1 protein-coding gene and 2 pseudogenes are annotated in these 2,139 nt (G+C 61.4%); 2 read left to right on the forward strand and 1 reads right to left on the reverse strand.

Annotation, left to right across the window (positions count from 1 at the left end):
• Window positions 1-9 precede the first annotated feature (9 nt).
• Together NKI88_RS31910 and NKI88_RS31615 are read left to right on the forward strand one after the other, a co-directional pair.
• Window positions 10-234, forward strand: a pseudogene (locus tag NKI88_RS31910) (helix-turn-helix domain-containing protein); the annotation flags it as partial.
• Window positions 235-321: 87 nt separating this feature from the next.
• A pseudogene (locus tag NKI88_RS31615) lies at window positions 322-778 on the forward strand (IS630 family transposase); the annotation flags it as partial.
• A 246-nt stretch (window positions 779-1,024) separates the two neighbouring features.
• On the opposite strand, the gene NKI88_RS31620 reads toward NKI88_RS31615, so the two are convergent.
• Window positions 1,025-2,035, reverse strand: coding sequence for an IS110 family RNA-guided transposase (locus tag NKI88_RS31620; RefSeq protein WP_023832783.1), 1,011 nt, complete (start codon window positions 2,033-2,035; stop codon window positions 1,025-1,027).
• Between the last annotated feature and the right edge of the window lie 104 nt (window positions 2,036-2,139).

Genomic DNA, 2,139 nt, shown 5'->3' on the forward strand with positions numbered 1-2,139 from the left:
TCGGAGGATTTGCGTTCGCGAGTGATCGCAGCGGTTGAGAGTGGCCTGTCGCGGCGGGCTGCGGCGGATCGTTTCGGTGTTGCCGCGGCAAGCGCGGTCCGCTGGGTCCGCGAATGGCGAGAGAGCGGCGCGACGCGGGCAAAGCCCCAAGGCGGAGACAAGCGCTCCCAGCGGATCGAAGCCTACCGGGATACGATCCTGGCGGTGATCGAAGGTCAGGACGACATCACACTGGTCGAGTTGGCTGAATTTCTCAGGGCGGAGCATGCGGTCGTGTTCGCGCCGAGCACGATCTGGCGCTTTCTCGACCGTCACTCGATGACCTTCAAAAAAAACAGCGCACGCCAGCGAGCAGGATCGGCCCGACGTGCTCGCGCGGCGACGCGCCTGGTTCAAGGCCCAGCCTGATCTCGATCCCGAACGGTTGGTCTTTATCGACGAGACCGGCGCATCGACGAAGATGGCTCGCCTGCGTGGACGGGCAAAGCGGGGCATGCGGTGCCGATCTCCGATCCCGCACGGGCACTGGAAAACGACTACTTTTACAGGCGCATTGCGCCTGACGGGCATGACTGCGCCGATGGTCCTCGACGGACCGATGACGGGTGAATGGTTCGCCGCTTATGCCGAGCATGTATTGGCGCCTACGCTTCGAGTTGGTGACATCGTCATCCTCGACAACCTGCCCGCTCACAAAGTCGCCGCCGCCTGCCAAGCGATCGAAGCGGCCGGCGCGCGAATGCTCTTCCTACCGCCTTACAGCCCCGACTTTAACCCGTGTATGGATGGCTCCTGCGGGTCAAGGGTATCGGATCGGGTTTGGTGAACAGGTCGGTTGCGGCCATGTATACGGCGTCTGAATGTGCAACGGGATCGCTGCGCGCCCTGATGAATATCCGCTTGGAGAACAGGTCCCACTCAATCGAGCGCGCTCGAGGCGCTTCGGATTAATCGGGGTGTCCTGGTTCTTCGTCTCCGTTTGTTCGCCATCACCTCACTTTGCCCTGACCATTCCGAGAGCCTGTCAGGCTGACTGCGGCTCGTAACGCGATCCGTCCCTCAGGACGGCGAATATTGTTCGTGCCATGCGATGCGCCAAAGCGACGGCGACGATCTTCGTCTTCTTTCGCATCAGCATGCCCGATAGCCAGTCCGAGCTCGGCTCGCGCTTGAGTCTGCATCTGAGCATGATCTGCGCCATGGCGCCCAGATACAGCAAGCGTCGGATATAACGATTGCCCATCTTCGAGATCCGGCCCACCCTCTGCTTGCCTCCGGTGGAGTGCGGCTTGGGAGTGAGGCCGAGCCAGGCGGCATAGTCCCTTGCGCTGCCGAAATTGTCGACATCCGGCGTCGTCGCCGCGATGATCGTCGCCGACAGCATCCCCACACCTGGGATTGTGGCTAGACGCTGGCTTGTCTCGCTTTGCGCGTAGGTCTCTTCGAGCTCGTCGGTCAGCCGCTCGATCCGCTTGTCCGTCTCGGCCAACTGATCGAAGAGCAAACTCACAGGCATTCGAGCTACTTCCGGCAGTTGATCCAGTTGATCCTTCAGTCGATTGACGTTCTGCGCGCCCTTCGCCGCGATGACGCCGAACTCCGTCATGTGGGCCCGGATCGCGTTGCCGATCTGCGTGCGCTGGCGAACCAGAAAGTCTCGCGTGCGGTGAAGAACCAGAACCGACGAGCAGGCTTCGCTCTTGATGGCGACAAACCGCATGGAGGGGCGTGTCACGGCTTCACAGATGGCGGCCGCATCCGCAGCATCCGTCTTCCCGCGCTTCACGTAAGGCTTCACATAGGAGGGCGGCATCAGCCGGACGTCGTGCCCCATCTCCAGAAGCCTGCGCCCCCAATCGTGAGAACCTGCGCAAGCCTCCATGCCGATCAGGCATCGTGGACGCTTCTGGAAAAACACCAGCAACTGGCTGCGGCGAAGCTGACGGCGTACGAGAACCCGACCGTTCCCATCGACACCATGGATCTGGAAGACACTCTTTGCGAGGTCGATGCCAACTGTGGCAAGTTCTGACATGGATGGCTCCTTTGCTCGGGACGACAACATCCCAACTATGGCGCAATGCGACGCCGGGAGCAGGAGCCATCCACACCATCAATCGAGAATGCCTTCTCCAAGCT

This window comes from Mesorhizobium sp. M0317 (genome assembly GCF_040321555.1).
Classification (GTDB): domain Bacteria; phylum Pseudomonadota; class Alphaproteobacteria; order Rhizobiales; family Rhizobiaceae; genus Mesorhizobium.

Bases quoted from the DNA above. Each gene is read 5' to 3' on its own strand.
- NKI88_RS31620 (WP_023832783.1), bottom strand. From the start codon at position 2,035: ATGTCAGAACTTGCCACAGTTGGCATCGACCTCGCAAAGAGTGTCTTC.